The following is a 26,572-nucleotide window of genomic DNA, read 5'->3' on the forward strand; positions in this document are numbered from 1 at the left end:
GCGCGGTCACCGAGGCGGAGCTGGTTCCCGGGGTGCGCACTCGCGTGCCGACCGGCTACTTCGTCGTCGACGGCCACCACGCCGGCTTCCGCAGCCCGGCCCCTTCGGCGGGGCAGGACGGACCGGGTTGGCGCGGAAATCCCGCGGTGGTGCAATCACCGTCGGGCCGCATCGGCGACTATCCGTTTGCCGGGCTGCGCGTCCTTGATCTGGGCATCATCGTGGCCGTCGACGACGAAGTAGCCGGTCGGCACGCGAGTGCGCACCCCGGGAACCAGCTCCGCCTCGGTGACCGCGCCCACCGCCTGGAAATGCTCGGAATCCATCACCCACGACGGCGTCAGCACGGCGGCGATCGGCACGCCGTGGGCCTGACCCGCGGTTACCAGGTCCTTCATGGTCTGGCCGGCAAACAGCGCCTGGACCAACTCGCTGATCTGCGGCCACGCGGCGAAGCGTTCGCCGATCACGTCGTACCTCGGGTCTTGGAAAGCGGCCGGCTCCCCCAGCCAGCGCCGCAGGCCCCGCCACTGGCGCGGCGCCATCACGCACAGCCGGACGTAGCCGTCCTGGCAGGGGTAGATCGGGTAGGCGTCTTGGTTCTTCGGCCTGCCCCGCCACGGCTCGGTGTGCCGGATCCCGGCGGCGACCTGTCCGTGCGCTCCGAACGCCGGATCGAGCGCCATGACGACGGCGTCGAACCGTGAAAAGTCTATGAATTCACCCGTGCCGCAACGTAATCGGTTGTAGTAGGCAACAAGGGTGGCCCAGGCCGCCTGTACGGCGGCGGTGGACGACGCGATCCCGTCCGGCGGCAACACCGGGGCCCCGGTGGTGGGCCCGGACCGCGCCAGCGCGCCGGACATCGCGTACAGCACCGGATCGGTGGCCCGCCACAACGATCGGGGGCCGGTCGCTCCGAAGTCGGTGATCGACAAGACCACCAGATGCGGATTCTGGGCGGCCAGCTCCTCGACCGACGTCCCGAACGTCGGTGCCTCCCCGTAGAAACCGTCATCCACGACAATGTCGGACTGTGCGGCGAGATCGAGGAAGACACCGCAGTCGTCCTCGTCGAACGGGTCCAGCACCACGCTGCGCTTGTTGGCGTTGTGCACGGCGAAGGGAATGCTCGCACCGGCGAGCGTTGGCGGCGCATCGCGCGCCGGGCTTCCGGTCGGGGGTTCGACCTTGAGCACGTCGGCGCCCAGGTCGGCGAACAGGCGGGTCACCGCATCGCCGTTGCCGCTCGACAAGTCGAGGACGCGCACCCCGTCGAGCAACCCCTCGGACATCAGCACACCGTACCTGCACGCGCCGGATCCGGCCTGGCGCCATGTTGTCCCACCAAAAAGCCAACTGGGCAAGCTGATTGAGTGATCGCACCCGCCGTCGACTATCGTCACAGGCCGATCGGCGAGGCCATGGGCGAAACGATCCGACGGAGGCATCCACTATGAGCGCACACCTGACCTACATCGAGGCCGTGGTGGTCGGGGCGTTCCAGGGCGTCACCGAGCTGTTCCCGGTCTCCAGCCTCGGGCACGCCGTGTTGGTGCCGGCGGTGGTCGGCGGTCGGTGGGCCCGGGACCTGAGCGTCTCCGCCCCCGAATCGCCCTACCTCGCCTTCATCGTCGGCCTGCATGTGGCCACCGCGGCCGCGTTGCTGGTCTTCTTCTGGCGGGACTGGTTACGCATCGTGGCCGGATTCGCCTCGTCGTTGCGGTATCGACGCATCCAGACGCCCGACGAGCGGCTCGCCTGGCTGATCGTGGGCGCCACGATCCCGGTAGGGCTCGCGGGGCTGGCGCTGGAGCGGACATTCCGCACCACGCTCGGCAAGCCCGTCCCGGCCGCGATCTTCCTGTTGCTCAACGGCATCGCCCTCTACGCGGGCGAGGTGCTGCGCCGGCGCGTCGCCCCCGCTGCCGACCACGGCCAGACGGCCGGGCAAGAGCTCGCGCACACCGGCGAGGCGGTCGACAACCGCCTCGCTCAACTCCCCCTGCGCCGCGGCATCCTGATCGGCGCCGCTCAGATCCTGGCCCTGCTGCCCGGCATCAGCCGCTCGGGCATCACCATGGTGGCCGGCTTGTGGCGCGGCTTGTCACACGAAGACGCCGCGCGGTTCTCCTTCTTATTGGCGACGCCGATCATCCTGGCCGCCGGCGTGTACAAGATCCCGGAACTGTTCGGGCCCCGCGCGGCCGGGATCGGCGGCCAGGTGCTGGCCGGCAGCATCGCCTCGTTTGTGTGCGCTTACCTCGCCGTGCGGTTCCTGACCCGCTACTTCCAGACCCGCACCCTCACGCCGTTCGCCATTTACTGCGCGCTGGCCGGCGGCGCCAGCCTGGTGTGGCTCGCCGTCGGCTGACGCATCGCGATTCGGTGACGGGGCTTCACCGACTTGGCCACCAAACGGCACCGCCGGGCGATCGATTAGCGCAACAACGTCGGTGGGCGGACCACATCCCGATCATCGTCATCCCGTTAAGGGTCCGTTCGCAGGAATTCCCCGGATCGACGGGTTGGTGATGCGCCGCTACACCGGGTCCAGCCGGTAACGTACCAGCCGCAACGTTTGACTACCGAAATGCCCTGTGCGGCAGGCTCTGTCGAGCCGCCAGCCGCCCCGTTCGTAGAACCGCCGGGCGCGGGTGTTCGCGTCTAACACCCACAACACGGCGCCGGCCACGCCGACCGTCCGCAGCCGAACCCGGGCCGCCGTCAGCAACCGGGTGCCCACGCCCGCACCCACATGTGCCGGGTCGACGTAAAGAGCCATCAGCTCACCGAAATTCGGTAACTCAGTGTCGCGACACAGACCCGCGGTGGCGAAGCCGCGAATCGCGGCGCCGTCGACGGCGACCAGGGTGGAGGGCAACCGCAAGCCCACGCGGCCGAAGGTGTATCGGTCGACCATCGCCTCCGGGCTCAGATCGTCCAGATAGTCCTGGGCGATCAGACCGCGGTACGCCGACCGCCACGATCGCACGTGCAGGCGGGCCACCTCGTCGGCATCGGCCGGGACCGCCGCCCGCACCTCGGTCATCGTTGCAGTATCCACGGTTGTTGCGCAGCCTGACGGAAGAGTGCTGTGCTTAGCACGTTGCCTAGTTGACACCCGTCAAGAATCCGGAGGGTAGGGAAATGGCAGACACGGCATCCGTCGGCCTGAGGGTTCGCGGCAAGGTCATCGTGATCACCGGCGGCGCCCGGGGAATCGGGCTGGCCACCGCGACCGCCTTGCACAACCTCGGCGCCAAGGTGGCGATCGGGGACGTCGACGAGGTCCGGGTGAAGGAATCCGGGGCCGCGCTCGGCCTGGACGTGTACGGCAAACTCGACGTCACCGACCCGCATTCGTTCTCGGACTTCCTCGACGAGGTCGAGCGCCAGCTCGGTCCGATCGACGTCCTGGTGAACAACGCCGGAATCATGCCGCTCGGGCGGATCGTCGACGAGCCGGACGCCGTCACCCGGCGCGTCCTCGACATCAACGTCTACGGCGTGATCCTGGGCAGCAAGCTGGCGGCCCAGCGCATGGTGCCCCGCGGATCCGGACACGTCATCAACATCGCCTCGCTCGCCGGGGAGACGTACATAGCCGGGGCGGCCACTTACTGCGCCAGCAAGCACGCGGTGGTCGGCTTCACCGATGCGGCCAGGATCGAACACCGCCAGGCCGGCGTGAAGTTTTCTGTGGTGCTGCCGACCTTCGTGAACACTGAGCTGATCGCCGGGACCTCCGGGGTCAAGGGGATCCAGAATGCCGAGCCGGCCGACGTCGCCGACGCGATCGTCAAACTGGTGGCGCACCCCAGGCCGCGAGTGCGCGTCACGAAGACGGCCGGCGCGATCATCGCGTCGCAAAAGTTCATCCCGCGCGCACTGTCCGAGGGCTTGAACCGCATCCTCGGCGGCGAACACGTCTTCACCGACCAGGTCGACGCCGAGCAGCGCAGGGCCTACGAGTCGCGGGCCCGCGGCGAAGAGTAGCCCGGCGATCTCGAGGGCGGCGGAGGCGGGCGAAGTCCCCCGCAAGCGGGAGGTGCCCCCAGGTCGTCGCCATCAGCCCGGCGATCGCGTCGGGCGCCGTTCACCGCAAGCGCGGACAATCGGCGGAGTGAGCCTAGAAACCCAGACAACCGCTCCCCTTGCCGACCACGAACTCGACCTGATCAACGCGTACTGGCGAGCCGCCAATTACGTCTCCGTCGGGCAGATCTACCTGCTGGACAACCCGCTGCTGACCGAACCGCTGTCGCCCGAGCACGTCAAACCGCGGCTACTGGGACACTGGGGCACCACCCCGGGCCTGAACCTGATCTACGCCCACCTCAACCGGATCATCCGCGAGCGCGACGCCAGCGTCATCTACGTCACCGGGCCCGGCCACGGCGGCCCGGCGCTGGTCGCCAACGCCTATCTCGAGGGCACCTACAGCGAGGTCTACACCGGCATCGAGCAGGACGCCGAGGGGCTGCGAAAGCTGTTCCGGCAGTTCTCTTTTCCCGGAGGTATCCCCAGCCACGTTGCCGCCCAGACGCCCGGCTCCATCCACGAGGGCGGTGAACTCGGCTACGCGCTGGTGCACGCCTACGGCGCGGCGTTCGACAACCCTGATCTGGTCGTGGCCTGCGTGGTCGGCGACGGCGAGGCCGAAACCGGCCCGCTGGCGGCGAGCTGGCACTCCAACAAGTTCCTCAACCCGGTCACCGACGGCGCGGTGCTGCCCATCCTCGCGCTCAACGGCTACAAGATCGCCAACCCGACGGTGCTCGCGCGCATCCCCCACGCCGAACTCGAGGCCCTGCTGCGGGGTTACGGCTACCGGCCGATCACGGTCGCCGGTGACGACCCGGCGGATGTGCACCAGCAGCTGGCGGCCGCGCTCGACGACGCCTTCGACGACATCGCGGCCATTCAAAGCTCGGCGCGCGGCGGCAACCGGACCGAGCGGCCGGTGTGGCCGATGATCGTGTTACGCACGCCCAAGGGCTGGACCGGGCCGAAGGTGGTGGACGGCAAGAAGGTTGAGGGCACTTGGCGGTCGCATCAGGTCCCGCTGGCCGAGACGCACGACAATCCCCAGCACCGCGCCCAACTCGAGGAGTGGCTGCGCAGTTACCGGCCTGAGGAGCTGTTCGACGGCGACGGCGGGCTGCGCGCCGAACTGCGGGCGCTCGCGCCCCGCGGTGACCGCCGGATGAGCGCCAACCCGCACGCCAACGGTGGCCTGTTGTTGCACGACCTCGACCTTCCGGACTTCCGCGACTACGCGGTCGCGGTCCCGCGGCCGGCGGCCACGACGCACGAGGCGACCCGGGTGCTCGGCACGTTCCTGCGGGAGGTGATCGCCCGCAACTCCGACCGGTTCCGGCTGATGGGGCCCGACGAGACGGCGTCCAACCGGTTGGACGCGGTGTACGGGTCGACCGACAAGGTGTGGCTCTCGGAGATCGAGCCCGAGGACGAACACCTCGCGCCCGACGGCCGCGTGATGGAGGTGCTCTCCGAGCACCTGTGCCAGGGCTGGCTGGAGGGCTACCTGCTGACCGGCCGGCATGGGCTGTTCAACTGCTACGAGGCGTTCGTGCACATCGTCGACTCGATGCTCAACCAGCACGCGAAATGGCTTGCCACCAGCCTGGAGCTGCCGTGGCGGCGGCCGATCGCGTCGCTGAATTACCTGCTCTCCTCGCACGTGTGGCGCCAGGACCACAACGGCGCGTCGCATCAGGACCCCGGCTTCATCGACCTGGTCGCCAACAAGCGGGCCGAACTGACCCGGGTGTACCTGCCGCCGGACGGCAACACGCTACTGTCGGTGGCCGACCACTGCCTGCGCAGCCGCGACTACATCAACGTCATCGTCGCCGGCAAGCAGCCGGCGCTGGCGTACCTGAACATGGACCAGGCCATCGCACATTGCGCGCGCGGTGTGGGCATCTGGCCGTGGGCGAGCACCGCCACCGCCGAACCCGACGTGGTGCTGGCCTGCGCCGGGGATGTCCCGACGCTGGAAACCCTGGCCGCGGCCGACATCCTGCGCCGCGACCTGCCGGAGCTGGCGGTCCGGGTGGTCAACGTCGTCGACCTGATGCGGCTGCAGCCGGATTCCGAACACCCGCACGGCCTGCCGGACCGCGAGTTCGATGCGCTGTTCACCCGCGACAAGCCGGTGATCTTCGCCTACCACGGCTACCCGTGGCTGATCCACCGGCTCACCTACCGGCGCACCAATCACCCGCACATCCACGTTCGCGGGTTCAAGGAGCGCGGCACCACGACGACACCGTTCGACATGGTGATGCTCAACGATCTGGACCGCTTTCACTTGGTGATCGACGTCATCGACCGGGTCGAGGGGTTGGCCAGCAAGGCCGCCGTGCTGCGCCAGCGCATGGTCGACGCCCGGCTCGCGGCGCGCATCTACACCCGCGAGCACGGCGAGGACGACCCGCAGATCGCCGGTTGGACGTGGGAGTCGAGCGAGCAGAACGAACGGAGTGAGTGATGGGAGCGAGGCGACCGATCAGGCTGGGAGTCGAGCGAGCAGAACGAACGGAGTGAGTGATGGGAGCGAGGCGACCGATCAGGCTGGGAGTCGAGACGTCGAGATTGCCGTCCGGGTCGCGGTTCGGGCGACGACAGCGGCCGTGACGGCCATCTCGTTGAAGTCACCCCACGGCGGACCACCGGTAAACTGGCCAAATGCTCGACGCGCCCGCTATCGCTGAAGCCCACCCGGTGCTGGCGCAACTGTCGGCGCTGCACAGAGTGCGGATCCACTTCGACATCGCCGTCGTCGTGCTGGTGCTGGTGCTGACCAACCTGGTCGCGCACTTCACCACCCCGTGGGCCGGCATCTGCGTCGTTCCCGCCGCCGCCGTCGGGCTGGTGTTCCTGATGCGCGCCAACGGTCTGGACTGGTCCGACTTGGGCCTCGGGCGCGAACATTGGAAGTCGGGGTTCGGCTATGCTGTGGCCGCGGTGCTGCTGGTGGCGTCGGTGATAGCTGTCGGGGTGCTGCTGCCGATGACCCGGCCGATGTTCCTCAACCACCGCTACGCCACGGTCTCCGGCGCGCTGATCGCCTCCATGGTGGTCATCCCGCTGCAGACCGTGATCCCGGAGGAGCTGGCGTTTCGGGGCGTGCTGCACGGCGCCCTGCACCGGGCCTGGGGCTTCCGCGGGGTCGCTCTGGCGGGTTCACTGCTGTTCGGCTTGTGGCATGTCGCGACGTCGCTCGGTCTGACCAGCAGCAATGTCGGCTTCACCCGGCTGTTCGGCGGCGGCATGGTGGGGATGCTGGCGGGGATCGTCGGCGCGGTTCTGGCCACCGGCGCGGCCGGCTTCGTCTTCAGCTGGCTGCGCCGGCGCAGCGGCAGCCTGATCGCGCCGATCGCGTTGCACTGGTCGCTGAACGGGCTTGGTGCGCTGGCCGCCGCGCTGGTGTGGCACCTGGCCCGCTGAGAACGCTTACACCAGCAGCACCGCCGCGCCGGCGATCCGGCCCGCGCTGAGATCCGCCAAGGCCCGATCCGCCTGGTCTAGCGGGTATTCCGGAGTGGTCACCTCGATGTGATGCTCGCCCGCGAACTCGAGGAACGCCCGCGCGTCTGCCCGAGTGTTGGACGTGACCGAGCGGACCTGACGCTCCTGGAACAGGTGGCGCTGGTAATTGAGGACGGGGATGTCGGATAGGTGGATGCCGGCGATCGCCAGGGTGCCGCCGCGATCCAGCGCCTCCAGCGCGGGCAGCACCAACTCCCCGACCGGGGCGAACAGGATCGCCGCATCCAGCGGCACCGGCGGCGGGTCGGCCGCGCCCTGCGCCGACGCGGCACCGAGCTGCATGGCGAGCTCGCGCGCCTCGGCTCCCCGGGTCATCACATGCACCTCGGCGCCCTGCGCCAATGCGACCTGGGCGGTGATGTGGGCGCTGCCGCCGAAGCCGTACAGCCCGAGCCGTCCGCCCGGCGGCAGTTCGGCACGCAACAGGGAGCGATAGCCGATGATGCCGGCGCACAGCAGCGGCGCGAGCTCACTGTCGCTGTAACCGGCGGGCAGCGGATGCGCGAAAGCGGCGGGGACGGTGGCGAATTCGGCGTACCCGCCGTCGGCGTCCCAGCCGGTGTAGCGGGACTGTGGGCACAGATTCTCGTCGCCGCGGCGGCAGTACTTGCACACCCCGCACGTGTGCCGTAGCCAGGCGATGCCGACCCGATCTCCCACGCGAAACGCGCCACCCGCCTGCGAGCCCATTTCCACGACCTCACCGACCACCTCGTGGCCGGGCGTCACGTGGTCGCGGTGCACGGGCAGGTCGCCCTCGGTGACGTGCAGGTCGGTGCGGCACACCCCGCACGCGCGGACGGCGACCAGCAATTCCGACGGACCGGGACGCGGCACCTCGGAGGTGACTTGCTCGAGCGGAGCGGTGTCCATCGGGCCGGGTTGACGCACCCGCCATGCGCGCATGGCCGTGGTGGACAGCGGTGCAATCATCCGTCAATCATGCCGCTAACCGCCACGGCCGCAACGCGTCAGCTGGGGTCTAGGTCCTGCGTAGCATCCCGACGATCCAGAGCAGGATCAACGAGCCGAGCAGCGCCGTGAAGAAGGTGAAGATCAGGCCACCGCCGGCCGTATTGACGAAGAAGCTCAGGATGAAGCCGCCGATCAACGCACCGATGATGCCGATCACGATGTCCATCACGATGCCGGCGCCACTGCCGCGGAGGATCTTGCTGGCGAGCGCACCGGCCAGACCGCCGATGATGATGTAACCAATGATGCCGACGCTCGTGAACGTGGTCGAGCGGGCCAGATACTCGGAAGCTGCGATGACGTCCATGCGGGGTCTCCTTGCATTCGCTGGCAAAGCCCAGCGAATTGCCGGGCGTCACTTCGGTATACCCGCTCTGCGTAACTGAAAAGGGTTGGATTCGGCGACGGTTCGCCCACCCTTCCGGCGACCCGAACAGGGCGTCAGGTCGATTGCGTCCGCTGTGGTGCCGGCACTGGGGTGGGGCTGACCTCCCCGGCCGGAGCCGGGGCCGGTGCTGGCTGGGGCGCTCCCGGAGCCGCCGGCGCAGGCTGGCCTCCCGGTGGAGGCGCCGCCGGCGCCGGTTGGGCGCCCGGGGCCGCCGGGGCGCCAGCGGCCGGCGCGGGCGGACCCGCCCACGGCTGGATCGACTCGGCCAGCGCCTTGGCCGCGCCCTTGTCCACCGGATCGTTCGCCGTGCCGAGCCAGACCACGAACCAACGTTGCGGCGGTGCGCCGGCGGGCGCGTTCGCCGTGGCCAAATCGACCACGCCCGTCCAGATCTGGCCGTTGGGCTTCGACGCGTCGCTGAACTTGACCTCGTAGTACGACGCGCTGCCCGTGACGCCGTTGGCCCCGGTAAGTGGCGTCGCCTCCTGGTTGATCCGGGTCCCCGGGTACGGCAGGAAGAATTCACCCATGTCTGAGCCGAGCCGCACGGCGGCCTTGGCGTCGTTGGCTTCAGCGCTGGCGTAAAGCTTCTGGTCCAACCGGCCCATCACGATGCGGGTGTCGTTGGCGATCGGCGGCGGCTGATCGGGCATCGGCGGCGGTCCGGTCGTCTTGCTCAGCAGCGCCGAGCCGTAGTCGAGGTGGGACGCGTCCGATTCCACCCAGCCGGGGGGAAGGACGTAGCTGAAACCGCCCACGGCGTTGGCGACCCGCCCGGCGTTCGGGTCGGCGGGCGGCGGCGGTGGCGCGTTCGGATCGACCGGTGCCGGAGCCGCGCCGGGCGCGGGGGCGGCCGGCGGCGGGGTGGTCGCGGGAGCCGCGGGGCCGGCTGCCGGAGGCGGCGCCGTCGTGGTCGTCGGCGGGACCGGGGTCGGAACCTCCGGATCGGCGTTAGCGGCCGCCGGCAACGCGATCGTGATGGCGCTGGCACTGGTCACTGTGGCTATCGCCAGCGTCGCCCAGAGGCCTTTGCGACGTGTCGAGTTGGGATCCACCTGCTCCATGGCGACGAACCTACCGTGTTACCGCTGTGACGCAAGGAGCATTGCGGACAATTGCATCGTCGTTTTGCCGATGTTGCCGATGTGCAACCCGCGCCCGATTGCACCGCTCAGTGCGCCGCCGGATACAACGCCACCTCGTGCGCTTTGACCGAGAACCACACCTTCTCACCGGGCACCAGACGCAGCTCCGACGCGGCGTCGACGGTGATTTCCGCGGCCAGACCGGGCGCGCCGTCGGGTTGCTGCGCGCCGCGCACCAACACCGCGGCTCCGCGGATGTCCAGCTCCGCCACCGTCACCTCGACCGTGTTCCGTGGGCTGCCGTGCGGGCGCTCCCGATAGACCGCCACCGCCGTCGGCGGGAACACCGCGATCGCACTCCGCCCCGAGGCGAGCTCGGCACTCCCCGGGGCGGCGTGCCAGCGCATGCCCGAGCACGCGTCCAGCGCCGCGTCGGTGGCTACGGTCCCGTTGACCAGGTTGATGCCCGCGATCCGCGCCCCGAAGTGACTGCGCGGCGAGGTGAGCACCTCGGAAACCGGCCCGATCTCGGTGATCTTGCCGGATTCCAACACGAGCACCCGGTCGGCCAGGGTGAATACGTCGAGCAGGTCGTGCGTTACCAAGACCACCGCGCAACCGGTGCGGGCAACCACGCGCCGCAGCACCGCGCGGATGCTCGCCGCCGCCGCGACGTCGAGACCGTTCAGCGGCTCGTCGAGCAGCAACACATCGGGCTCGGCGGCCAGCGCGCGCGCGACCGCCACACGCTGGGCTTGCCCGCCCGACAGCTGCCGCGCCTTGCGGTCGGCGAACCGTTCGGCGTCCACCTCGCGCAGCCAGCGCAGCGCCGCCGCCCTCCCCGCGGCCCGTCGGGGGCGCAGCCACCCGCCCCGGCTGTGCGGCCCGAAGGCTACGTTCGCGGCGACGCTCATGTGGGGAAACAACAACGGGTCCTGCAACAGCAGGCCAACCCGGCGGTCATGGGTTGCCACGTTCACCCCGGCCGCTGTGTCGGTCAGCACCCGGTCGCCCAACCGCACCATCCCGTGGTCCGGGCGAATCAGCCCGGCGATGACATGCAGCGCGGTCGACTTGCCCGCGCCGTTGGGCCCGAGGACCGCGAGGACTTCGCCCGCCGACACGGAGAACTCGACGTCCAGGCGGCGGTCCGTGACGACGGCGCGCAGCTGTAATTCGCTCATGGCCCCGGCTACCTCGCCGGGTTTTCGGTCAACCGACGGGCGCCGAGCCCCAGCACCACCAGCGCCGCCACCCCGACCAACAGAATCGACAGCGCGACCGCCGCGTCGGCGTCGGTGACCCGCTGCAGGTAGATCTCCAGCGGCAGCGTGCGGGTGACCCCCTGGCGGGACCCGGCGAACGTCAGCGTGGCGCCGAACTCCCCCAGCGAGCGCGCGAACGCCAGCACCGCCCCCGACGCCAGGCCCGGCAGTAGCAATGGCAGGGTGATCCGCCACCAGACAGTGCTGGGACGCGCTCCCAAGGTTGCCGCCACCACCTCGAAGTCCCCGCCGGCGGTGCGCGCGGCACCCTCCAGGGAAATCACCAGGAACGGCAGCGACACGAAGGTCTGCGCCAGCACCACGGCGGCGGTGCTGAATGCGATGCTGAGGCCCGCGGACTCGAGGTACCGGCCGAGCAACCCGAGCCGGCCGAATGCGTACAGCAGCGCCATCCCCCCGACGACCGGCGGGAGCACCAACGGCAGCAGGATCAGCGGCCGCAGCAGGCGCACCAGTCGCGCGGTGCTGCGGGCCAGCACCAGGGCCATCGGTACGCCCAGCAGCACGCAAAGGACGGTGCTGGCCGCCGCCGTCTTGACGCTGAGCAGCAGGGCGGTTCGCGACGACGGGCTGGTGATCAGCGACCAGAAATTCGGCCAGTCGACCTTGATCGCAATAGCGAGTAGCGGCAGCACCACGAAGCCGGTCCCCACGGCGGCGGGCACATACACCCACCGCGGCAGATCCGCGCAACGCTCGCTAATACGGACCCTCCTACGGTTGGGAGACCTTTACCGCCTCAACCTAGCGTTGCGGCGGGAGCGATGCGGATCGCCTTCGGCGCCCACGACGACGCGTTTGATTTGGAACGGCCACGCTGAAATCAGGGTTTGGCAAAGCCCGCCTGGGCCAAGATGTTTCGACCGACGTCGCCGGTCACCATGGCCACGAACCGTTGCGCCAGCGTTGGTTTCGGCGCCTCTTTCAACACCGCGATCGGATAGACGTTCACCGCCGCGGCGGCCTCCGGGAAGCTGACGGTCGTCACCTTGCTCCCGGCGCTGTGGGCGTCGGTGACGTAGACGAGCCCCGCGTCGGCCTGCCCGGTGGTCACCTTGTTGAGGACGTCCGTCACGCTGAGTTCCTCGCTCACCGGGCTGAGGTGGACGCCGGTGCCGTCCTCGACGCGCTGGGTCGCCGATCCGCACGGCACCGGTATCTGGCAGATCACCACGCCCAGCCCGCGCCGCGCGAGGTCGGCGAACGACACCACCTTTCTGGGATTGCCCGGCGCGGTGACGATCACCAGCGTGTTGGACGCGAAGTTCATCGGGTCACCGGAAACCAACCCCGCCTTGGTGACCGTGTCCATCTGCGCGGTATCCGCCGACGCGAAGACGTCGGCAGTGGCGCCCTGCATCAGCTGGGTGGCCAGTTCCGACGACCCGGCGAAGTCGAAGTCGACGTCGCTGCCGGCGTTCTGCGCCTTGAACTGGGCACCGATTTGGGTGAACGCGGGCTTCAGCGAGGCGGCGGCGAACACCACCAGCTTCCCCGACGCCGACGGGGGCGACCCCGAATTCGACCCGCACCCGGTCAGAACTGCGATCAGCATCGTCGACACCAAACCGGCCAGCAACCCGATCCGAGGCATGGGGGCACCCTAGCCCGCCGCCGATGCGGTCGGATTGCCGGCCTAATTGGCGCAAAAAAGTGCGGACCGAATAGTTACGCAAATGATCCGCGCGTCGTGGCGCGAACAATTTCTCCGACTAGCTACTGTCCAGTAACATATACGGGGATTGATGCCATATGCGCTGAGATCCCAGGCGGGTCCACGTAGCGGTCCGGTGGTCGGCCACACGGAACTGCCCGGATCTGGGTTCAACGTTGAACACGAGGAGGTCATGGCAGTGGAAGTACTGGTCACCGGCGGAGACACCGAACTTGGGCGCACAGTGGCCGAGGGCTTCCGCGATGACGGTCACAAGGTGACCCTCGTGGGCGCGCTGCGCAGCGACCTGGAGATCGCCGCCAAAGAACTCGACGTCGACGCGATCGCCTGCGACACCACCGACCCGGCGAGCCTGACCGAGGCCCGTCCCCTGTTCCCCCGGCATCTTGACACCATCGTCAACGTGCCGGCGCCCTCCCGGGAGGCCGGCGACCCGCGCACGTACTCCATCGCCGACACGGCCGACGCCTGGCGCAACGCCCTGGACACCACGGTGCTCTCCGCGGTGCTGACGGTGCAGACCGTGGGCGATCACCTGCGCTCGGGTGGCTCCATCATCAGCGTGGTGCCCGAGAACCCGCCCGCCGGAAGCGTCGACGCCGCCATCAAGGCGACCCTGTCGAACTGGGTCGCCGGACAGGCGAGCATCTTCGGCACCCGCGGGATCACGGTCAACGCCGTGGCCAGTGGGCGCAGCGCCCAGCCCGGCTACGACGGCCTCTCCCGCACTCCCCCGTCGGTCGCCGCCGAGGTGGCCCGGCTGGCCCTGTTTCTGACCACTCCGGCGGCACGTCACATCACCGGCCAGACGCTGCACGTCAGCCACGGGGCGCTCGCGCAATTCGGCTGAGGGCGTAATCGAAGCCCGAGGCATGTCGTCGTGCGCAGCGCGGCACTACCGTAGATCGAGTGGCTATTCGACTCGGTCTGCAGATTCCCAACTTCTCCTACGGCACCGGGGTGGACAAGCTCTTCCCCACAGTTATCGCTCAGGCCCGCGAGGCCGAATCCGCTGGTTTCGACTCGGTCTTCGTGATGGACCACTTCTACCAACTGCCCCTGCTGGGCGACCCCGACCAGCCGATGCTGGAGGCATACACGGCCCTGGGTGCGCTGGCCACCGCCACCGAGCGAGTCCAGTTGGGCACCTTGGTGACCGGCAACACCTACCGCAATCCCGCGCTGCTGGCGAAGACCATCACCACCCTCGACGTGGTGAGCCAGGGCCGCGCCATCCTGGGCATCGGAACTGGCTGGTTCGAACTCGAGCATGACCAACTGGGTTTCGAATTCGGCACTTTCACCGAAAGGTTCAACCGGCTCGAGGAGGCGCTGCAGATCATTGTGCCGATGATCAAGGGCGAGCGGCCGACCTTCTCGGGCAAGTGGTACCACGTTCGCGAGGCGATGGCGAATCCCCGCTTCCGCGAACACATTCCGCTGATGATCGGTGGTAGCGGCGAGAAGAAGACGATCCCCCTTGCCGCGCGCCACTTCGATCACCTCAACGTCATCGCCGGATTCGACGAGTTGGCGGGCAAATTGGACGTCGTGCGGCGGCGCTGCGAGGAGATCGGGCGTGACCCCGCGACGCTGGAAACCAGCACGCTCACCACGGTGCTGGTCGACGACAACACCAAGCCCGACCAGATTCCGGCCGAGCTGACCCAGCGCATGGCTGTCGGCAACCCCGAGTCGGTCGCCGACCAGATCAAGACCAAGGTGGTGGACGCCGGCATCGACGGCGTCATCATCAACCTGCCGTTCTATGCCCCGGGCGTGATCAGCGCCGTGGGCGAAGCGCTGCGCCCGGTCGTCGGCCTGTAGCCGCCGACGCCCGGCCCGTGGGGTCGCGGATTGGCCCCGCGGCGGTAATACTTCCGTATAGCAGCGTTTACCTGCGCCACCCGGGCGCGGCGCGGAGGTAGGGGGCCGGGAAGGTCATGAAGAGACGAGTCCTGGCGGCGGTCGCAGCAGGCGTGGCGTTTGTCGCACCCCCGATCGCGCATGCCGACAACAACTGGATCGCCATGGCGATCTCGGACTCCACCGGACACATCGACATCGCCGATGGGGCATCCAGCCAGGGCAAGGCCGAAAAGGCGGTGATGGACACCTGCCGCAAGACGATCAGCGACTGCCGCCTGCTGGCCAGCGGGCAGGGGGGATGCGTGGCGCTGGTGATGAACGCGTCAAAGACCAAATACTTTGGCGGCTGGGGGCCGACGCGCGAAGAGGCGGAGGCGCAGGCGCTGGAACGCGCCCCCGGCGGAACGATCCAGCCGGGCCACGACCACTGCGTGGGCGAAGGCTCGGGCCAGTAACGGCGGCGTCGTGCCGACGGGCCGACTGCTCTGATAGTTACGCCACAGTGGCCGCCGGCCACCAGGGTTTTCGCCGCACGACACCGTTAGTGTTGTAAACAACACATGCGTGCCAACTAGGTTTCCGGGCATCTGCCTGACTAGCGTTGTGGCTAACTGCAGTCGCGTGTTCAAAAGCCCCCGTCAGGAGCAGCGGAAACATGACCCCCCCACCAGAAACCACAGCTGGAACCGAACGACGCCACCAGGTCGTCATCATCGGTTCGGGATTCGGTGGGCTCAACGCGGCAAAGAAACTCAAGCACGCCGACGTGGACATCAAACTGATCGCGCGCACCACCCACCACCTGTTCCAGCCGTTGCTGTATCAGGTGGCCACGGGAATCGTGTCCGAGGGCGACATCGCCCCACCCACCCGTGTCGTCCTGCGCAGGCAGCGCAACGTCCAGGTGCTGCTCGGCGACGTCACGCACATCGATCTGGACGGCAAGTTCGTGGTGTCCGATTTGCTCGGCCACACCTACGAAACCCCTTACGACAGCTTGATTATCGCCGCAGGCGCCGGGCAGTCCTATTTCGGCAACGACCACTTCGCCGAGTTCGCGCCCGGCATGAAGTCGATCGACGACGCGCTGGAGGTGCGGGGACGCATCCTCAGCGCGTTCGAGCAAGCCGAACGGTCGCGCGATCCCGAACGACGAGCCAAGCTGCTGACGTTCACCGTCATCGGCGCCGGCCCCACGGGCGTGGAAATGGCAGGCCAGATAGCGGAATTGGCGGCGCACACGCTGAAGGGCTCGTTCCGCGGTATCGACTCCACGAAGGCGCGCGTGATCCTGCTCGACGCCGCCCCCGCCGTGTTGCCGCCCTTCGGCGACAAGCTGGGGACGCGGGCGCGGACCCGGCTGGAGAAGATGGGCGTCGAAATCCAACTGGGGGCGATGGTCACCGACGTCGACCGCAATGGCATCACCGTCAAGGACTCCGACGGCACCATCCGGCGTATCGAGTCCGCCTGCAAGGTGTGGTCCGCGGGGGTACAGGCCAGCGGGCTGGGCCGCGACCTCGCCGAACAATCGTCGGTGGAACTGGACCGGGCGGGCCGTGTGAAGGTGCTGCCCGACCTGTCGGTCCCCGGCCACCCGAACGTGTTCGTGATCGGCGACATGGCCGCCGTCGAGGGCGTTCCCGGGGTGGCGCAGGGCGCGATCCAGGGCGCCAAGTACGTCGCCGGCACGATCAAGGCCGAACTCGGCGGCGCCGACCCGGCCGAGCGCGAGCCGTTCCAGTATTTCGACAAGGGCTCCATGGCCACGGTTTCGCGGTTCTCCGCGGTGGCCAAGGTAGGCCCGCTGGAGTTCAGCGGCTTCATCGCCTGGCTGATGTGGCTGGTGCTGCACCTCGTCTACCTGGTCGGGTTCAAGACCAAGGTCAGCACGCTGCTGTCGTGGACGGTGACCTTCCTGAGCACCCGGCGTGGCCAGCTGACGATCACCGAGCAGCAGGCCTTCGCCCGCACCCGCCTGGAACAGCTGGCGGTGCTCGCCGCCGAAGCCAAGCCGCCGGCGGCCGCCAAACGGGCCAGCTAACCGGGGGCCATCTGCTCAGACCGCGTAAACCATTTCGACGCAACGCAATTCGCGCGGCGAGCCGAACCCGGCGGCAGCGCCTTCAACTCGAATGTCGGTTATAACCCTTTTGCGCTCTTGGTGTCTGCGCGGGCGTCCGGTCATTCTTGTTGATCACGAATCGATCCGGATAGGGCGCAGCTGCCGCTCAGCCACGAGAAACCCGGGCGCGATCACGCGTCGAGGTTCTGCAGCCGCACCTGGCCGCGCGCGACCACCTTGCCGTCGCCATCGGTGATAGTAACCAGCCATAACTGCTGGCGTCGGCCGCGGTGGATCGGTTCGGCGGCGCCGTACAGCATGCCCGAGCCGATGGAACGCAGAAAGTCGGTGTTGTTGTTGACCCCCACGACGTTCCCGCCGCCGCGGCTGGCGAGCCAGGTGTAGGCGGCCACGCTGGCCATGCTCTCGATGATCGAGCAGTAGACCCCGCCGTGCACGAGGCCCATCGGTTGCAACAGTTTGGGCGTGACCTCGAGTTGGGCGCGGGCGCCGTCGGAGCTGAGTTCGGTGAATTGCAGCCCGATCTCCTGATCGAAGGGTGCGGTGAATTCCGGCGGCTGTGGCACGTTCTGTGTCTACACCATGGATCCGGCGACCGCGCTCGTGACGGTGATTCGGCCCGGAAACGGCTGAGCCCCGTGCCGCGGGGGCACGGGGCTCGCCGATCGAGTAGACCGGGGGTCACTGCAGCCCTCAGGACTCTGCCGCGGTCGTTGTTCGCTCGACTGGGTTAGCATAGGCAAGGCTGCCCTAATTTTGCAAGCGCGTATCCGGAGCGGTGCTGCGAGGTTTCGGTACGACGGCCGGTAGTAAAGCGGAGTACGATGTTGTGGACGTCAGGAGAGAACGCACGATGGCGAAACTGACCCGGCTGGGCGATCTGGAACGCGCCGTGATGGACCACTTGTGGTCCACACCGGAACCTCAAACGGTGCGCCAGGTCCACGAGGCGTTGTCAGCGCGGCGCGACCTCGCCTACACGACGATCATGACCGTCCTGCAACGACTGGCCAAGAAAAACCTCGTTTCGCAGATTCGCGACGACCGCGCCCACCGGTACGCTCCCGTGCACGGCCGCGACGAACTGGTCGCCGGGCTTATGGTCGACGCGCTGGCCCAGGCCGAGGATTCCGGCGGCAGGCAGGCCGCCCTAGTCCACTTCGTCGAACGGGTCGGCGCCGACGAGGCGGATGCGCTCCGGCGAGCACTCGCCGAGCTGGAAGCCAATCAACGCAATAACGCGCCATCCGCTGGCGCGTCGCCGGAGGACTGAGGGAGACTGGCAGCGTGTCCGCGCTGGCCTTCACCATCCTCGCGGTGCTGCTGGTCGGTCCGGTGCCGGCCTTGTTGGCACGCGCGAGCTGGCCGCTGCGCGCTCCCCGCGCCGCGATGGTGTTGTGGCAGGCCATCGCGCTGGCCGCGGTCCTCTCGGCGTTCAGCGCCGGGATTGCCATCGCCACTCGGCTGCTCATGCCCGGGCCCGACGGGCGGCCCACCGCCAGCGTCCTCGGTGCCGCCGGACGCCTCGGGTGGCCGCTGTGGGCCGCCTACATCGCCGTCTTCGCGCTGACCCTGCTGGTCGGCGCGCGGTTGATGGTTGCCGTCGTTCGGGTGGCCATCGCCAACCGGCGACGCCGCGCCCACCACCGCATGGTCGTCGATCTGGTCGGTCTCGGCCACGGCGGGGAGCTTCGCCAGCCGTGCGCCCACACGCGCGACCTTCGCGTGCTGGATGTGCCACAGCCGCTCGCCTACTGCCTGCCGGGAGTTCGCAGCCGCGTGGTGGTCAGCGAGGGGGCGCTGAGCGCGCTGGCCGACGCCGAGGTCGCGGCCATCCTCACCCACGAGCGGGCCCATTTGCGGGCCCGGCACGACCTGGTCCTGGAGGCCTTCACCGCGGTGCACGCCGCGTTCCCGCGTCTGGTGCGCAGCGCGAACGCGCTCGGCGCGGTACAGCTGCTCGTCGAGCTGCTCGCCGACGACGCCGCCGTGCGCGCCGCGGGTCGCGCTCCCCTGGCTCGCGCACTGGTCGCCTGCGCATCCGGGCGCGCGCCGTCGGGCGCATTGGCCGCCGGCGGACCCAGCACCGTGGTCCGCGTCCGCCGGCTGTGCGGGGGCGGCAACAGCCTGGCGCTGGCGGCGGCCGCATACCTGGCCGCGGTCGCGGTGTTCGTCGTGCCCACCGTCGCGTTGGCCGTACCGTGGCTCACCGAGCTGCGGCGCCTGTTGAACCTCTGACGCACCGGAGCGCCATCACCCCGGGCGGCTGGCTGTCCCCTGTGCCACAGTGTGACGGAAAGCTTTTGGGCACAGTTCTCCCACTCGAGAGGCAAAGACATGGGTTCGTCGGATTCAAAGACCGCTACCGCGCAGATCGGCGTCACCGGCCTGGCGGTGATGGGCTCGAACATCGCTCGCAATTTCGCCCGGCACGGCTACACGGTGGCGCTGCACAACCGGTCGATCGCCAAGACCGACGCGCTGCTCAAAGAGCACGGTGACGAGGGCAAGTTCGTGCGGTCGGAGACCATCGCGGAGTTTCTCGACGCCCTGGAGAAGCCGCGGCGGGTGCTCATCATGGTCAAGGCCGGCGACCCGACCGACGCGGTCATCAACGAGCTGGCCGACGCCATGGAAGAAGGCGACATCATCATCGACGGCGGCAACGCCCTCTACACGGACACCATTCGTCGCGAGCAGGCGATGCGGGAACGCGGGCTGCACTTCGTCGGCGCCGGGATCTCCGGCGGCGAGGAGGGCGCGCTCAACGGCCCGTCGATCATGCCGGGCGGCCCCGCCGAGTCCTACACCTCCCTGGGCCCGCTGCTCGAGGAGATCTCCGCACACGTCGACGGCGTCCCATGCTGCACCCACATCGGCCCGGACGGCGCGGGCCATTTCGTCAAGATGGTGCACAACGGCATCGAGTACTCCGACATGCAGCTGATCGGCGAGGCTTACCAGCTGTTGCGCGACGGCCTGGGCAAGACCGCGCCCGAGATCGCGGACGTGTTCGCCGACTGGAATTCCGGCGACCTGGACAGCTTCCTCATCGAGATCACCGCCCAGGTGCTGCGCCAGACCGACGCCAAGACCGGCAAGCCGCTCGTCGACGTCATCCTCGACGAGGCCGAACAGAAGGGCACCGGACGCTGGACGGTGAAGTCGGCGCTGGATCTCGGCGTCCCGGTCACCGGCATCGCCGAGGCCGTGTTCGCCCGCGCGTTGTCGGGCTCGGTGACGCAGCGCAAGGCCACCACGGGGCTGGCCTCGGGTGAGCTGGGCGCCAAACCGGCCGACGCGCAGCAGTTCGTCGAGGACGTGCGCCAGGCGCTCTACGCGTCGAAGATCATCGCGTATGCCCAGGGCTTCAACCAGATTCAGGCCGGCAGCGCCGAATACGACTGGGACATCACGCCGGGCGATCTAGCCACCATCTGGCGCGGCGGCTGCATCATTCGGGCCAAATTCCTCAACCGCATCAAGGACGCGTTCGACGAGGACCCCGACCTGCCGACCCTGATCGTCGCGCCCTACTTCCGCAGCGCGATCGAGGCCGCGATCGACGGCTGGCGCCGCGTCGTGGTGACCGCCACGCAGCTGGGCATCCCGATCCCCGGCTTCTCCTCGGCGCTGTCCTACTACGACGCCCTGCGCAGCGAACGGCTGCCCGCTGCCCTGACGCAGGGCCTGCGCGACTTCTTCGGCGCCCACACCTACGGCCGGACCGACGCCGACCCGGACAAGCGCTTCCACACGCTGTGGAGCGCAGACCGCAGCGAAGTTCCCGCCTAGAGCTGGGTACTACTGAGAGGACACGAGGGGGCACAGCGACACGATGAGATTCCTGGATGGGCATCGGCCCGGCTACGACCTGACCTACAACGACGTCTTCGTCATGCCGAATCGATCGGAGGTCGCATCGCGCTTCGATGTCGACCTGTCCACTCAGGACGGCTCGGGCACCACGATCCCGGTGGTGGTCGCCAACATGACGGCGGTGGCCGGGCGGCGGATGGCCGAGACGGTCGCCCGGCGGGGCGGGCTCGTGGTCCTGCCGCAGGATATTCCGATCACCGCGGTGCAGCAGACGGTGGACTTCGTCAAGAGCCGCGACCTGGTGCTCGACACCCCGGTCGTATTGGGTCCCGACGATTCGGTGTCGGATGCGATGGCGCTGATCCACAAGCGTGCGCACGGGGTCGCCGTCGTCGTCTTCGAAGGCCGCCCGATGGGCCTGGTGAGCGAATCCTGCTGCCTGGGCGTGGACCGGTTCGCCAGGGTGCGTGACGTCGCGATCAGCGACTTCGTCACCGCTCCCGTCGGGACCGAGCCGCGCAAGATCTTCGACCTGCTCGAGCACGCCCCGATCGGCGTCGCCGTCGTGACGAACGTGGACGGCACGTTGGCCGGCGTGCTCACCCGCACCGGAGCCGTCCGCACCGGCCTCTACACCCCGGCAGTCGACCGCGACGGGCGGCTGCGGGTGGGTGCGGCCGTCGGCATCAACGGCGACGTGGGCGCCAAGGCGCGCTCGCTGGTCGAGGCGGGAGTCGATGTGCTCGTCATCGACACCGCGCACGGGCATCAGGTGAAGACGCTCGAGGCGATCCGCACGGTGTCCGGCCTCGAGCTCGGTGTGCCGCTGGTGGCGGGCAACGTCGTCTCCGCGGAGGGGACCCGCGATCTGCTGGGCGCCGGGGCGAACATCGTCAAGGTGGGCGTCGGGCCGGGGGCGATGTGCACCACCCGGATGATGACCGCGGTGGGGCGTCCGCAGTTCTCGGCCATTGTCGAATGCGCTTCGGCGGCAAGGCAATTGGGCGGTCATGTGTGGGCCGACGGCGGGGTTCGCCATCCCCGGGACGTGGCGCTGGCGCTGGTGGCCGGCGCGTCCAACGTGATGATCGGATCGTGGTTCGCCGGCACCTACGAATCGCCCGGCGACCTGATGCGCGACCGCGACGACCAGCCGTATAAGGAGAGCTACGGCATGGCGTCCAAGCGGGCGGTGGTCGCCCGTAGCGCGGCCGACACCGCCTTCGACCGCGCGCGCAAAGCGCTGTTCGAGGAGGGGATTTCGACGTCACGCATGGGCCTGGACCCCGACCGCGGCGGCGTCGAGGATTTGATCGACCACATCACCTCGGGGGTGCGCAGCACGTGCACCTACGTCGGCGCCGCCAACCTGACGGACCTGTACGAGCGTGCCGTCGTGGGCGTGCAGTCGGCCGCGGGCTTCGCCGAAGGCCATCCGCTGCCGTTGGGTTGGTAACACGCCTTCGAGTAAGGCTAGCCTTGCCTAACTAGAAATGCTAGCGTCTGCGGCATGACTTCCTCCCCCGCCGTGAGCGATGCCCTCCTGAGCATCCTGCGCGACGACCTCAACGTCGACGTGGGCCGCGTAACCCCCAGCGCCAGGCTGGTCGACGATGTCGGTTTGGATTCCGTGGCGTTCGCCGTCGGGATGGTGGCCATCGAAGAACGCCTCGGCGTCTCCCTATCCGAAGAAGAACTGCTGACGTGCGACACCGTCGCGGACCTGCAGGCCGCGATCGCCGCGAAATCGTCCGATGAGTGAGCTCGCCGGGGCGCTCGCGCACTCGATGCGGACGGCCGGCACCGAGCTGGTCATCCTCGATCGCGAGACTTCGCTGTGGCGGCGCCACCCGTGGCCGGAGGTCCACGGGCTGGCCGAGAGCATCGCCGCCTGGCTGCTCGACCACGATCGGCCGGCGGTGGTGGGTCTGGTTGGCGAGCCGACGCTCGAACTCGTCGCCGCGATCCAGGGCGCGTGGCTGACCGGCGCCGCCGTGTCCATCCTGCCGGGGCCGGTCCGCGGCGCCGAGGGTGGGGAATGGGCCGAGGCGACACTGAACCGTTTTCGCGGCATCGGGGCGACGATCGTCCTCGGTAACGGGGCCCCCCTCGGCGCGCTGCGATCGAGCGACCTGGCCGGCGTCGACGTCGAGGACATGGCCGTGGCGGCCGACCCGGCGCGATCGCTATCGGGTCCGCCGGCCGAAAGCCGCGGTGCCGCAATCCTCCAGGGCACCGCCGGGTCCACCGGGGTGCCGAAGACCGCCGCGCTGTCACCGGGCGCGGCGCTGGCCAACCTGCGGGCGCTGGGCGAGCGACTGGCCCTGGGTGGCTCGGACACCGGGTGCTCGTGGCTGCCGCTGTACCACGACATGGGGCTGGCCTTCCTGCTCACGGGAGCGTTGACCCAGATGTCGATCTGGCTGGCACCCACCGCCGCGTTCACGGCGTCGCCGTTTCGCTGGTTGGGCTGGTTGTCGGAGAGCCGCGCGACGGTCACCGCCGCGCCCAACTTCGCCTACAACGTGCTCGGCAAGTACGCGCGGCGGGTGTCCGACGTCGACCTGGGCGAACTACGGGTGGCCATCAACGGCGGGGAGCCAGTCGATTGCGACGGCTTCGGACGATTCGTTGAAGAGATGGCTCCCTTCGGGTTCGACGCCGGTGCCGCCGCCCCCTCGTACGGCCTCGCCGAATCGACGTGCGCGGTCGCGGTGCCGGCCCCGGGCGCCGGACTGCGCTTCCAGACGCTCACCGACCGGGCCGGGTCGTCCCGGCACGCGGTGCTGGGCGACCCGGTGCCGGGTACGGAAATCCGGATCTCGCCGCGCCCGGGCAATTACGGCGAGATCGGCGAGATCGAGATCCGGGGTGCGTCGATGATGGACGGCTACCTCGGCCGCGACGCCCTCGGGCCGCAGGACTGGTTTCCCACCGGCGACCTCGGATTCTTCGGCGACGGTGGCCTCGTGGTGTGCGGCCGGGTCAAGGAGGTCATCTCGATCGCGGGTCGCAACATCTTCCCGACCGAAATCGAGTCGGTCGCGGCACAGGTCCGCGGCGTGCGGGAGGGCGCCGTCGTGGCCCTCGGTGTCGGCGAGCGCTCGACGCGCCCCGGCCTGGTCGTGGCGGCCGAGTTTCGCGGGCCGGATCAGGCCGGCGCTCGCGCCGAAGTGATCCAGCGCGTCGCCTCGGTCTGCGGTGTCGTGCCGTCGGACGTGGTGTTCATGTCGCCGGGCTCCTTGCCCCGGACGTCGTCGGGCAAATTGCGGCGCGTCGCGGTGCGGCGCTCGTTGGAGGCGGTGGACTGACGTGACCGAGGCGATTGCGCCCACCGGGACCGGCCTGGCCGCCTACCGCACCCTGCTCGATGACGCCTTCGACGAGCGCGTCGTCGCTTGGACGGCGGAAGCCGAGATCCGACAACGCTTTCCGCGTGCACTGATCGAACACCTGGGGGCGCGTGGGGTGTTCAGTGACAAGTGGTCGACGGGATCGCTCCCCGATGTCGGCAAGCTCGTCGAACTTGCATTCGCGCTCGGCCGGCTGTCGTCGGCGGGCATCGGTGTGGGCGTGAGCCTGCACGATTCGGCGATCGCCATCTTGCGCCGGTTCGGGCGGTCGGACTACCTGTGCGAGCTCTGTGAGCGGGCCGTTCGGGGCGACGCGGTGCTCTGCATCGGGGCCTCCGAGGAGTCCGGCGGATCCGACCTGCAGATCGTCGAGACCGAGATCGCTTCACGCGCAGGCGGTTTCGAAGTGCACGGGGTCAAGAAGTTCGTCTCGCTATCGCCGATCGCCGACCACGTCATGGTGGTGGCCCGCAGCGTCGACCACGACCCCAGCAGCAAACACGGCAGCGTCGCCGTGATCGCCGTTCCGACCGCCCAGGTCAGCGTGCAGCGGCCCTACGACAAGGTCGGCGCCGGCCCGCTGGACACCGCGGCCGTCCACATCGACACCTGGGTGCCTGCCGAAGCGCTCGTCGCCCGGGCTGGCACCGGGCTGGCGGCCATCAGCTGGGGGCTGGCGCACGAACGGATGTCGATCGCGGGCCAGATCGCCGCGTCGTGTCAGCGAGCGATTGGAATCACTTTGGCGCGCATGACGACTCGGCGCCAATTTGGCCGCACACTCTTCGAGCACCAAGCCCTGCGCCTGCGATTGGCGGACCTGCAGGCCCGCGTCGACCTGCTGCGGCACGCGCTGCACGGGCTCGCGGCCCAGGGGCGGCTGGACCTGCGCGCGGCGGCGGGCATCAAGGTGACCGCCGCACGGCTGGGTGAGGAAGTGATCTCCGAATGCATGCACATCTTCGGCGGTGCGGGCTATCTCCTCGACGAGACCCCGCTGGGCCAGTGGTGGCGGGACATGAAGCTCGCCCGTGTCGGCGGCGGCACCGACGAGGTGCTGTGGGAACTGGTGGCCGCCGGCATGGCGCCCGACCATGAGGGCTACGCCTCGGTGGTCGGACGTTCCAAGGCGTAAAGCGACATCCGCCGGTTCCCGGTGTCGTGCTCGCCGAGGAACGCGCATCCGACGTATTCGCACAGACGGCGCGCGGTGGTGTTGCGGTGATCGGGGTCGAACATGAGGCGCCGGCAGCGGGGCTCCGCCGCGAAGACGCTGCCGACGATTCGCGGCAACAGCATCGGGCCCAGCCCTCGGTTCACCAGGGCCGGGTCGGCGATGGCGGCGTGCAGCCCGATGTCATACGGCTCCGCATCGTAGTAATACGAGATGAGATCCTTTGCACCCCAGTATAATTCGAGGTAAGCACAATCCTTCCCCCGGATGCTGCCGAGCAGCGGTAGCGAGTACGTGCCGTCCAGCTGCGCGCCGAGGTGCCGCTCCCACCGCAGGGTCGGCCAGTCGTATTCCCACGCCGCCGCCAGGTGTGGAAGGTTCATCCACTCCGCGACCATGCCCGCGTCCTCGCGTCGCGCCACGCGCAGCGCGAAGGGCGCTTCGAGCGCGGGGGCCGGCGGGCGCCCCATGCGCGCTGTCTCCTCGGAGATGTCGAGGCGCTCGCGCGGAAGGACTTGGGCCGATTGGGATTCGGGTGGGGCTTCGGGCGCCATAATGGGCACAGCCTACCGAGTAAGGTTAGGCAACCCTAGTCGGGGTCGCCCGGGCGCCGTGGAAAACGGTCGTTGGCCGGATGGCAGGCGGACCGGGCTACGATAAATCAGCAAAGACGGAGGCGACCGCGTCCGCACCGGTTTCAGGCAGCGAAGGGATTGACGTGCCGCAGGCACCCGTGCAGCCCATGGGCTTCCGGGCGCGGCAGCCGTCGGACGAGCCGCCCGATGCGGAGCCTTCCCCGGCGATCCGGGAAACGCGATCGGCGCGCGGACGGCGTGATCGATGAACGTCAGCGTCGCCGTGATCAGCGTCCTGGCCATCGCGGCGCTCATCTTCGGCAACGCGATCTTCGTCGCGGCCGAGTTCTCGCTGACCACGCTGGACCGCAGCGCGGTGGAGGCCAACGCCCGGCGCGGGGGCCGCCGCGACCGTGCGATCCGGCGCGCCCATCACAAGTTGTCGTTCCAGCTATCCGGCGCTCAATTGGGCATCTCGGCAACCACATTGGCGGCGGGATACCTGACCGATCCGATGCTCGCCGAACACCATCGACACCGAGGTGACGATGACCAACGCCACGAACGCCATGATCGCGTCGGCCACCCGGTCGGGTATTCCGATCGCGTCGAACCACGGGTGCGGCAGGTCGGCGAGCATCGGATCGGTCAGGTATCCCGCCGCCAATGTGGTTGCCGAGATGCCCAATTGAGCGCCGGATAGCGG

The 26,572-nt window shown here is 69.0% G+C and carries 24 protein-coding genes and 4 pseudogenes; 17 read left to right on the forward strand and 11 right to left on the reverse strand.

The features are described from left to right. Positions 1 to 227, forward strand: a pseudogene (locus A5695_RS27290) (hypothetical protein); the annotation flags it as partial. On the opposite strand, the pseudogene A5695_RS06440 reads toward A5695_RS27290, so the two are convergent. After that, positions 225 to 1,295: pseudogene (locus A5695_RS06440) on the reverse strand (CaiB/BaiF CoA transferase family protein); the annotation flags it as partial. The pseudogenes A5695_RS27290 and A5695_RS06440 sit on opposite strands and share 3 nt — an antisense overlap. A 161-nt stretch (positions 1,296 to 1,456) precedes the next feature. Between A5695_RS06440 and A5695_RS06445 the strand changes: the two are divergent. After that, positions 1,457 to 2,374 (forward strand): undecaprenyl-diphosphate phosphatase, encoded by a 918-nt coding sequence (locus tag A5695_RS06445; protein WP_068079294.1) that lies wholly within the window; start codon positions 1,457 to 1,459, stop codon positions 2,372 to 2,374. A 168-nt stretch (positions 2,375 to 2,542) separates the two neighbouring features. Here the strand turns inward: A5695_RS06445 and A5695_RS06450 are convergent, their stop codons facing one another. Then, complete coding sequence (locus A5695_RS06450) at positions 2,543 to 3,052, reverse strand: GNAT family N-acetyltransferase (protein WP_068079295.1); 510 nt, start codon at positions 3,050 to 3,052, stop codon at positions 2,543 to 2,545. Between the two features lie 98 nt (positions 3,053 to 3,150). On the opposite strand from A5695_RS06450, the gene A5695_RS06455 reads away from it, so the two are divergent. The 3 genes from A5695_RS06455 (at position 3,151) to A5695_RS06465 (ending at position 7,479) form a co-directional block, all read left to right on the forward strand. Next, positions 3,151 to 3,999 (forward strand): SDR family oxidoreductase, encoded by an 849-nt coding sequence (locus A5695_RS06455; RefSeq protein WP_068079296.1) that lies wholly within the window; start codon positions 3,151 to 3,153, stop codon positions 3,997 to 3,999. Between the two features lie 127 nt (positions 4,000 to 4,126). Beyond that, positions 4,127 to 6,520: a phosphoketolase gene (locus tag A5695_RS06460; RefSeq protein WP_068079297.1), complete on the forward strand. Its 2,394-nt coding sequence runs from the start codon at positions 4,127 to 4,129 to the stop codon at positions 6,518 to 6,520. Positions 6,521 to 6,717: 197 nt separating this feature from the next. Next, positions 6,718 to 7,479 carry a CPBP family intramembrane glutamic endopeptidase gene (locus tag A5695_RS06465; protein ID WP_068079298.1) on the forward strand — a complete coding sequence of 254 codons (762 nt, stop codon included), beginning with the start codon at positions 6,718 to 6,720 and terminating at the stop codon, positions 7,477 to 7,479. A gap of 6 nt (positions 7,480 to 7,485) precedes the next feature. Here the strand turns inward: A5695_RS06465 and A5695_RS06470 are convergent, their stop codons facing one another. The 6 genes from A5695_RS06470 to modA all read right to left on the reverse strand — a co-directional run bounded on the left by A5695_RS06470 (position 7,486) and on the right by modA (position 12,909). Next, positions 7,486 to 8,514 carry a zinc-binding alcohol dehydrogenase family protein gene (locus tag A5695_RS06470; protein WP_068079299.1) on the reverse strand — a complete coding sequence of 343 codons (1,029 nt, stop codon included), beginning with the start codon at positions 8,512 to 8,514 and terminating at the stop codon, positions 7,486 to 7,488. A 49-nt stretch (positions 8,515 to 8,563) separates the two neighbouring features. After that, the gene (locus A5695_RS06475) at positions 8,564 to 8,863 is read right to left on the reverse strand and encodes a GlsB/YeaQ/YmgE family stress response membrane protein (RefSeq protein ID WP_068079300.1); all 300 of its coding nucleotides are present in this window, start codon (positions 8,861 to 8,863) and stop codon (positions 8,564 to 8,566) included. A 134-nt stretch (positions 8,864 to 8,997) separates the two neighbouring features. Beyond that, positions 8,998 to 10,008 carry an alanine and proline-rich secreted protein Apa gene (locus A5695_RS06480; RefSeq protein ID WP_068079301.1) on the reverse strand — a complete coding sequence of 337 codons (1,011 nt, stop codon included), beginning with the start codon at positions 10,006 to 10,008 and terminating at the stop codon, positions 8,998 to 9,000. Positions 10,009 to 10,115: 107 nt separating this feature from the next. After that, a complete protein-coding gene (locus A5695_RS06485; RefSeq protein ID WP_068079302.1) occupies positions 10,116 to 11,213 on the reverse strand; it encodes a sulfate/molybdate ABC transporter ATP-binding protein in 1,098 nt (365 codons plus the stop codon). An 8-nt stretch (positions 11,214 to 11,221) separates the two neighbouring features. Then, a complete protein-coding gene (locus tag A5695_RS06490) occupies positions 11,222 to 12,019 on the reverse strand; it encodes an ABC transporter permease (protein WP_197515376.1) in 798 nt (265 codons plus the stop codon). A gap of 119 nt (positions 12,020 to 12,138) precedes the next feature. Beyond that, complete coding sequence (gene modA / locus A5695_RS06495) at positions 12,139 to 12,909, reverse strand: molybdate ABC transporter substrate-binding protein (protein WP_068079304.1); 771 nt, start codon at positions 12,907 to 12,909, stop codon at positions 12,139 to 12,141. Between the two features lie 253 nt (positions 12,910 to 13,162). On the opposite strand from modA, the gene A5695_RS06500 reads away from it, so the two are divergent. From A5695_RS06500 to A5695_RS06515, 4 genes are all read left to right on the forward strand, one after another. Then, positions 13,163 to 13,840 (forward strand): SDR family oxidoreductase, encoded by a 678-nt coding sequence (locus A5695_RS06500; protein WP_068079318.1) that lies wholly within the window; start codon positions 13,163 to 13,165, stop codon positions 13,838 to 13,840. 59 nt (positions 13,841 to 13,899) lie between these two features. Further along, positions 13,900 to 14,817, forward strand: coding sequence for an LLM class F420-dependent oxidoreductase (locus tag A5695_RS06505; protein ID WP_068079305.1), 918 nt, complete (start codon positions 13,900 to 13,902; stop codon positions 14,815 to 14,817). 116 nt (positions 14,818 to 14,933) lie between these two features. After that, a complete protein-coding gene (locus tag A5695_RS06510; protein WP_068079306.1) occupies positions 14,934 to 15,314 on the forward strand; it encodes a DUF4189 domain-containing protein in 381 nt (126 codons plus the stop codon). A gap of 200 nt (positions 15,315 to 15,514) precedes the next feature. Then, a complete protein-coding gene (locus A5695_RS06515) occupies positions 15,515 to 16,903 on the forward strand; it encodes an NAD(P)/FAD-dependent oxidoreductase (RefSeq protein ID WP_068079307.1) in 1,389 nt (462 codons plus the stop codon). Between the two features lie 212 nt (positions 16,904 to 17,115). On the opposite strand, the gene A5695_RS06520 is transcribed toward A5695_RS06515, so the two are convergent. Then, positions 17,116 to 17,511, reverse strand: a complete 396-nt coding sequence (locus A5695_RS06520) for a PaaI family thioesterase (RefSeq protein WP_068079308.1) — start codon at positions 17,509 to 17,511, stop codon at positions 17,116 to 17,118. A 287-nt stretch (positions 17,512 to 17,798) separates the two neighbouring features. Between A5695_RS06520 and A5695_RS06525 the strand changes: the two genes are divergently transcribed. The 7 genes from A5695_RS06525 (at position 17,799) to mbtN (ending at position 25,252) form a co-directional block, all read left to right on the forward strand. After that, complete coding sequence (locus tag A5695_RS06525; RefSeq protein WP_068079309.1) at positions 17,799 to 18,218, forward strand: BlaI/MecI/CopY family transcriptional regulator; 420 nt, start codon at positions 17,799 to 17,801, stop codon at positions 18,216 to 18,218. A 14-nt stretch (positions 18,219 to 18,232) separates the two neighbouring features. Then, positions 18,233 to 19,183, forward strand: coding sequence for a M56 family metallopeptidase (locus A5695_RS06530; protein WP_068079310.1), 951 nt, complete (start codon positions 18,233 to 18,235; stop codon positions 19,181 to 19,183). A 99-nt stretch (positions 19,184 to 19,282) separates the two neighbouring features. Continuing rightward, positions 19,283 to 20,740: an NADP-dependent phosphogluconate dehydrogenase gene (gndA, locus tag A5695_RS06535; RefSeq protein WP_068079311.1), complete on the forward strand. Its 1,458-nt coding sequence runs from the start codon at positions 19,283 to 19,285 to the stop codon at positions 20,738 to 20,740. Between the two features lie 43 nt (positions 20,741 to 20,783). Beyond that, the gene (locus A5695_RS06540) at positions 20,784 to 22,220 is read left to right on the forward strand and encodes a GuaB1 family IMP dehydrogenase-related protein (RefSeq protein WP_068079312.1); all 1,437 of its coding nucleotides are present in this window, start codon (positions 20,784 to 20,786) and stop codon (positions 22,218 to 22,220) included. 54 nt (positions 22,221 to 22,274) lie between these two features. Further along, positions 22,275 to 22,526: an acyl carrier protein gene (locus A5695_RS06545; protein ID WP_068079313.1), complete on the forward strand. Its 252-nt coding sequence runs from the start codon at positions 22,275 to 22,277 to the stop codon at positions 22,524 to 22,526. Further along, on the forward strand, positions 22,519 to 24,075 hold the full coding sequence (gene mbtM, locus A5695_RS06550; RefSeq protein ID WP_068079314.1) for a long-chain-fatty acid--ACP ligase MbtM: 1,557 nt from the start codon (positions 22,519 to 22,521) through the stop codon (positions 24,073 to 24,075). Before A5695_RS06545 ends, mbtM begins: the two co-directional genes overlap by 8 nt. A gap of 34 nt (positions 24,076 to 24,109) precedes the next feature. After that, positions 24,110 to 25,252, forward strand: coding sequence for a mycobactin biosynthesis acyl-ACP dehydrogenase MbtN (gene mbtN / locus A5695_RS06555; RefSeq protein WP_369830160.1), 1,143 nt, complete (start codon positions 24,110 to 24,112; stop codon positions 25,250 to 25,252). Here the strand turns inward: mbtN and A5695_RS06560 are convergent. Further along, positions 25,219 to 25,845, reverse strand: a complete 627-nt coding sequence (locus tag A5695_RS06560; protein WP_068079316.1) for a GNAT family N-acetyltransferase — start codon at positions 25,843 to 25,845, stop codon at positions 25,219 to 25,221. The genes mbtN and A5695_RS06560 overlap by 34 nt on opposite strands. 286 nt (positions 25,846 to 26,131) lie before the next feature. Here A5695_RS06560 and A5695_RS27295 point away from each other — a divergent pair. Then, positions 26,132 to 26,392: pseudogene (locus A5695_RS27295) on the forward strand (CNNM domain-containing protein); the annotation flags it as partial. Here the strand turns inward: A5695_RS27295 and A5695_RS27300 are convergent. Next, positions 26,384 to 26,572, reverse strand: a pseudogene (locus A5695_RS27300) (hypothetical protein); the annotation flags it as partial. The pseudogenes A5695_RS27295 and A5695_RS27300 overlap by 9 nt on opposite strands.

The organism is Mycobacterium sp. E1747 (genome assembly GCF_001667775.1).
In the GTDB taxonomy this organism is placed as follows: Bacteria; Actinomycetota; Actinomycetes; order Mycobacteriales; family Mycobacteriaceae; genus Mycobacterium.

What these genes read in the sequence shown, in the direction of transcription:
- A5695_RS06470 (WP_068079299.1), bottom strand. Translation starts at nt 8,514, where the DNA reads ATGATTGCACCGCTGTCCACCACGGCCATGCGCGCATGGCGGGTGCGT.
- A5695_RS06515 (WP_068079307.1), top strand. Translation starts at nt 15,515, where the DNA reads ATGACCCCCCCACCAGAAACCACAGCTGGAACCGAACGACGCCACCAG.
- A5695_RS06485 (WP_068079302.1), bottom strand. Translation starts at nt 11,213, where the DNA reads ATGAGCGAATTACAGCTGCGCGCCGTCGTCACGGACCGCCGCCTGGAC.
- A5695_RS06465 (WP_068079298.1), top strand. Translation starts at nt 6,718, where the DNA reads ATGCTCGACGCGCCCGCTATCGCTGAAGCCCACCCGGTGCTGGCGCAA.
- A5695_RS06475 (WP_068079300.1), bottom strand. Translation starts at nt 8,863, where the DNA reads ATGGACGTCATCGCAGCTTCCGAGTATCTGGCCCGCTCGACCACGTTC.
- A5695_RS06510 (WP_068079306.1), top strand. Translation starts at nt 14,934, where the DNA reads ATGAAGAGACGAGTCCTGGCGGCGGTCGCAGCAGGCGTGGCGTTTGTC.
- A5695_RS06480 (WP_068079301.1), bottom strand. Translation starts at nt 10,008, where the DNA reads ATGGAGCAGGTGGATCCCAACTCGACACGTCGCAAAGGCCTCTGGGCG.
- A5695_RS06545 (WP_068079313.1), top strand. Translation starts at nt 22,275, where the DNA reads ATGACTTCCTCCCCCGCCGTGAGCGATGCCCTCCTGAGCATCCTGCGC.
- gndA (WP_068079311.1), top strand. Translation starts at nt 19,283, where the DNA reads ATGGGTTCGTCGGATTCAAAGACCGCTACCGCGCAGATCGGCGTCACC.
- A5695_RS06540 (WP_068079312.1), top strand. Translation starts at nt 20,784, where the DNA reads ATGAGATTCCTGGATGGGCATCGGCCCGGCTACGACCTGACCTACAAC.
- A5695_RS06525 (WP_068079309.1), top strand. Translation starts at nt 17,799, where the DNA reads ATGGCGAAACTGACCCGGCTGGGCGATCTGGAACGCGCCGTGATGGAC.
- A5695_RS06560 (WP_068079316.1), bottom strand. Translation starts at nt 25,845, where the DNA reads ATGGCGCCCGAAGCCCCACCCGAATCCCAATCGGCCCAAGTCCTTCCG.
- A5695_RS06445 (WP_068079294.1), top strand. Translation starts at nt 1,457, where the DNA reads ATGAGCGCACACCTGACCTACATCGAGGCCGTGGTGGTCGGGGCGTTC.
- A5695_RS06455 (WP_068079296.1), top strand. Translation starts at nt 3,151, where the DNA reads ATGGCAGACACGGCATCCGTCGGCCTGAGGGTTCGCGGCAAGGTCATC.
- modA (WP_068079304.1), bottom strand. Translation starts at nt 12,909, where the DNA reads ATGCCTCGGATCGGGTTGCTGGCCGGTTTGGTGTCGACGATGCTGATC.
- A5695_RS06450 (WP_068079295.1), bottom strand. Translation starts at nt 3,052, where the DNA reads ATGACCGAGGTGCGGGCGGCGGTCCCGGCCGATGCCGACGAGGTGGCC.
- A5695_RS06500 (WP_068079318.1), top strand. Translation starts at nt 13,163, where the DNA reads ATGGCAGTGGAAGTACTGGTCACCGGCGGAGACACCGAACTTGGGCGC.
- mbtM (WP_068079314.1), top strand. Translation starts at nt 22,519, where the DNA reads ATGAGTGAGCTCGCCGGGGCGCTCGCGCACTCGATGCGGACGGCCGGC.